This is a genomic window from Nocardia sp. CA-136227, assembly GCF_050955695.1.
GTDB lineage: Bacteria > Actinomycetota > Actinomycetes > Mycobacteriales > Mycobacteriaceae > Nocardia.
Window position 1 is genome coordinate 6,850,616 of record NZ_CP192081.1, and the last position, 4,851, is coordinate 6,855,466.

General features: G+C 68.0%; 5 protein-coding genes. All 5 read right to left on the reverse strand.

What is annotated here, in order from left to right:
• Positions 1-29: 29 nt before the first annotated feature.
• On the reverse strand, positions 30-479 hold the full coding sequence (locus tag ACQP06_RS31925; RefSeq protein WP_433668578.1) for a hypothetical protein: 450 nt from the start codon (positions 477-479) through the stop codon (positions 30-32).
• 743 nt (positions 480-1,222) lie between these two features.
• Positions 1,223-1,897, reverse strand: a complete 675-nt coding sequence (locus ACQP06_RS31930; protein WP_433668579.1) for a hypothetical protein — start codon at positions 1,895-1,897, stop codon at positions 1,223-1,225.
• 121 nt (positions 1,898-2,018) lie between these two features.
• Positions 2,019-3,587 carry a hypothetical protein gene (locus ACQP06_RS31935; RefSeq protein ID WP_433668581.1) on the reverse strand — a complete coding sequence of 523 codons (1,569 nt, stop codon included), beginning with the start codon at positions 3,585-3,587 and terminating at the stop codon, positions 2,019-2,021.
• On the reverse strand, positions 3,572-4,321 hold the full coding sequence (locus tag ACQP06_RS31940; RefSeq protein WP_433673493.1) for an ABC transporter ATP-binding protein: 750 nt from the start codon (positions 4,319-4,321) through the stop codon (positions 3,572-3,574). The genes ACQP06_RS31935 and ACQP06_RS31940 overlap by 16 nt, the downstream gene beginning before the upstream one ends.
• A gap of 136 nt (positions 4,322-4,457) precedes the next feature.
• A complete protein-coding gene (locus ACQP06_RS31945) occupies positions 4,458-4,685 on the reverse strand; it encodes a hypothetical protein (RefSeq protein ID WP_433668583.1) in 228 nt (75 codons plus the stop codon).
• Between the last annotated feature and the right edge of the window lie 166 nt (positions 4,686-4,851).

Sequence of the window (4,851 nt, forward strand, 5' to 3'; positions counted from 1 at the left end):
GCCCGGCGGCGCGTCGGTGGCGCTCTCGATCAGTCCTTCCTTCGGCGGAAATTGAGTAGGGAGATGCGCAGACCGCTGAACACGTAGACGGACGCCCACACCGAGATCAGGATGAGGACAACGAACATCGGTAGCCAGCTGCTCTTAGCGTGATCGACGCTCCACCAGACCGTCGTGAACAGAATCGCGGAGACGAACAGCAGGATGTCGCGCAAGCTGCCGCGATAGGAGGCGGCCGCTCTGCGCAGCGGCCGGTATCGGTTGACGGTCGCGACCAGGTCGTCGATGCGGCTATCGATGGCTCGTTGGAGTTCGGCTCGCCGCTCCGCCTCCTCCGGCGGTAGGCGGTCCAGCAGTTCCATATCCTGGCTGATCGTCTTGCGGACGTCCGGGCCCTTCAGATAACCCGCCGCTGCACCGAGAGCCAATCCACCAGCGACGGGTGCGATCCCCACGGCAAGGTCAACCAGAGCGGGCATGCTTCCGTCTCCTCAGCCACCAATCAACATCGCGGCGAGAGCGCCGGCCGACTCGCGGCGGTGGAGGCATCGCTGAACCTACGAATGAAGACCGTGCCCCTACCGGACTGTGGCCGATCACGGCTAACCTGAATTATCGTCCTTTTCCGAACGCATGGGAAGGGATGCGGCTTCGGTCAGAGCATGCGCACCGGAGCCGCCAGGTCGACGTGGTCGTGACAGTGCCTGGCGCCGGGCCGATCCGTACCGGGTCTGGTTCGGCAATTTCATCGCGTAGCTATCGCTCGCCATGCAGGACCATGACAACTGGTCGGGGTTGGAACAAAGCGGGTCATGGGCTGCACCCGAGGGCGGCGAAGCGGACGACAGCAGTGAGACCACTGTCTGGTGTCACCGATTTCGCCGCTCGATCACCCCAAGGAACAAACATGTCCAGCAAAATGATCAAGTTCGCGGCCGCAACCGCTATTGCCTTGTCGCTAGGCGCTATCGCAGCTCCGGTGGCTTCGGCCGGCCCCACTGCGACGGCACCTGCGATTTCGACATCGACCGTTACTCCTGTCGATGGATCACTTGCTATCTGCTTCCCCCTGGGCAGTGTGGTCTGGTGCATCTGAGACCACAGTCCAACGTCTAGGTACGGTTGGGAAGGAGCTGCCAGGATACTGTGACATCCCCGCCCCTTCCTGGGGGCGGGGCTTCGTTCCTCAGGCGGCCGTCGAACGAGGTTTGCCGTCCGCTGTTCAGTGCACGCGCGGTCCGGCGGCCTGATCCTGCCGCAGCCCGGCGACCCACAGGTCGTCGGTCAGGGTTTCGGGGCCGTCGGCGGCGGCGTAGTAGCCGACGATGGTCCGGAAGGTCGTGCCCACGAAGGCGGCATCGTCCCCACAGCGGACCGCGGTTCCCGCGAGGACAGCGTTGACCAGGGCGAACAGGCGGGCGTTCTGTTCCACGTCATTGCCCTGGACGATGGCGATCTCGCGGGTCATCAGATTGCAGAAGCGGGTCGGGGCGGCGGAGGAACCGTCGTGCGATATATCGGAACCTGGTTCCGGATCGTCCGCGCGGGCGTTGAGGATCGCACGGGCGACGGCCTGCCCCTGGTGGCCGCCCCGGCTGGTGCCCCGTCCGTGTAATCCCGCTTCCCGCAGGGCCTTGTCGAACCGCGCGATCCGCTCCGGGTAGAGCGCCGACAGGATGGTGTGGGCGGCGACCGCGATGGCGGCGTCGGGCGCGGCGCCCGGGGCCGCCACGGGTGGCGCGGTCAGCCAGGTGCCGTGCGGTGCACCGAAAATGCTGAAGATGGCATCGTGCATGGCCAGGTGTACTACGGCCAGGGCACGGGAACTGCCGGTGTCGGTGTGCGCCATGCGGTCCGACTCCAGCGCCACCGCGTTCCAATACAGGATCTGATCCACTGTCGCTGTCTCCCAATGTTTCGAGCAGTGGGACCAGCGTCGCCGGATAGGCCCGGAATGTCGGCAGTAGTGCGCTACCCGATTCCAGGCCGATGATCGGCGGCGAGGTGAGTAGCCGCGGTCAACGGGGTTTCACCTCGGCCAGCAGTTCGGGGCCGCGCTCCTCCAATCGGGTGGTCGCCCAGCGGATTCCGAGCAGCGCGGCGAGTACGCCGAGCAGCACACCGACCGGCAGGGCCGCCCACTGCACGAGCGAATTGTGCAGGTAGGCACCGATTCCCAGGATGGCCAGGGCGGGAGCGGCGGCCAGCACCTGCACCACGCCCACCGCCAACTGCATGAGCATCTTCATGCAGCCGGGGTTCCCGGTGCCCGCGAACGGATTTCCGCGCTGCGGCGGCAGTGCGAAGGCGGCGTGCGTGGACAAATACACGACGGCGCCCACACCCACGCCGAACAGCACCGGCAGCGTGGACAGCGCCCACGGATACAGGTGGGCCAGACCGAGCGCGCCGGGGAGGACGAGCGTGGAGATCAGGGAGACCGGCCCGACCAGCAGCGCCCAGGAGTAGGCCCGGCCGCGGACGTCCGCCCGGGCCGCGCCCGGCGTCACCAGCGTTTGCCAGACCGCCGTGCCGTCGAATCCGTACAGGTTGGTACTGGACATGGTGGCCAGCCACACCACGAAAGCGCCCGAGAACGCGATGGTCCCGCTACCGCCGTTGCGGACCGACAGGAAGATCGGCAGCACGAAGCCGATGATCAGCAGCGGGATCAGGGCCGCGCGCCGGCGGCCGTCCCGCCACCAGGTGCGCAGTTCCTTGGCGACCACCGCGCCGACCGGAGTGGTGGGCAGGAAGCGGTCGAGCAGCCCGCCGCCGGTGTCGACCATCTGGGCCTCCGGCGCGGGCGGGGTGGTGAGCCGGCGCTCCAGCAGCACCGCCCACGACTGCCACAGCACCAGCGACAGCAGGGCCAGACCGAGCAGCGCCAGCAGTGCGAGCAGGTAGTCGCCGCGGGAGGCGGCCTCGACGGCGTACGGGGCCCAGCCCGACGGGACCGAGCGCAACAGGATGGACAGGCCGCCGCGGTCGCCGTCGAGTTTCGGGCCGGCCGTGGTGATGAGCAGATTCAGCGGGTAGTACGCCAACCCGATGAGCGCCGCGAACAGCACGCCCAGGTCCTTGCCGCGCCGGGAGCGCATGGCCGCGCCCAGCCAGGCCACCACCACGCGGGCCAGCAGTACCACGAACACGAGTTGCAGGACCACGCCGAGCACCGCGATTCCGGCTGCGGCCCAGCCGATCTGAGCGCCCAGCAGGACCAGTCCGGCGAAGGCGATGAGGTTGACGATGGGCGCGGGTCCCACGAACGCGGCGGCCCCGAGTCCGTAGGCGAGTTCCCGAGTCGTCAACGGCAGCAACCGGAACTGCTCGGGTTGCAGGGTTTCGTCGCTGGTTCCGGTAAGGACCGGCCCGCAGATCCAGCCCAGGGTCCAGGCCCCGAACAGCGCGGCGGCGATGGTCACGCCCCCGTGCACGCTCTCGTGCCCCTTGGCGATGAGCACCGCCGTGAACAGGGCGACCGCCAGTCCGAAGACGCTGCCCAGCACGAAGTTCAGCGCCGACCGGCTCTCGCGCAGGCTGCGTCCGATGATGCGCAGCCGCATCCGGATCAGGACGCCAACCACGACAGCCCCTCCTCGCCGCCGACCCGCCCCCCGACGAGCCGCACGAACGCCTCCTCCAGGGTCCCGCCGCCACGGACCTCGGCGAGGGTGCCGCCCGCGACCACGCGCCCCCGGTTGATCACGGCCACCCGATCGCAGATCGATTCCACCAGGGCCATCACGTGACTGGACAGGACCACCGATCCCCCGGCGGCCACGAACCGTTGCAGGATCGTCCGGATGGTTCCCGCCGAGACGGGGTCCACGGCTTCGAACGGCTCGTCCAGCACCAGCAGTTTCGGCGCGTGCAGCAGCGCCGTGGCCAGCCCGATCTTCTTGCGCATACCGGCCGAATAGTCAACGACCACAGTGTTTTCCGCGCCGTCGAGCTCGAGCACGTGCAGCAGCTCGTCCGCCCGCCCGACCACGGTCGCCTTGTCCATCCCGCGCAGCAGCCCGGTGAAGTTCAACAGCTCGCGCCCGGTCAGCCGCTCCGGCAAGGCCATCCCGTCGGGCAGCACCCCGACCACGGCCTTCGCGGCGACAGGGTCCGCCCACACGTCGTGCCCGAAGATCCGCGCCAGCCCCTGGTCCGGCCGCAACAACCCCACCGCCATCGACAGGGTGGTCGTCTTCCCCGCGCCATTGGGTCCCACCAGCCCGAAGAACGACCCGGGCGGCACCGCCAGGCTCACGCCCTCGACCACCCAGGGCCCGCCGAATCTCCTGTACAGCCCGCTCAGCTCGAGCGCCATCTGCCCGTTGGTCGTCACAAGCCCCTCCTTCGCGCGCGCCCCCACGGCGCTTTGCCCACGATACGTCCGAACTCGCTGTTCAACGAGTTATCGCGAGCGGCTCTCACGGCGCAACGAGCCCGCCCCTGGACGGCGGCTAGGGCAACAGTCTCGCTGTGTCCAAAGCGATTTCGAAGGGCCGCTGCATGACGACCTCGGATCCCGGGGCTGCACGCCGCACCAGTTCGTACTCACCGGTGTCGGCGAGCGCGTAGGCGAACAGTATCGGCAGTTCTTCGCCGGGCAGTTGGCCCTTGAAGCGCGCGGTCTCCAGCCGCCAATAGTTGGGGATTCCGGCAGCGGTCCAGCGATCGGAAGCGGACACGTGCATAGTCGAATTGTCCAGCTCATGTACCGGCATCGCCAAGGCAGCCACCCCCCGATTCGCAGCTGAAGTCCGAAACCACCGCCAACGGGGTCGAGGCTAGCTCGGTTCAGCAGACGACTCGCCGGTGACGAACATTTGTTCGTTCGTCACCGGCGAGTTGCCG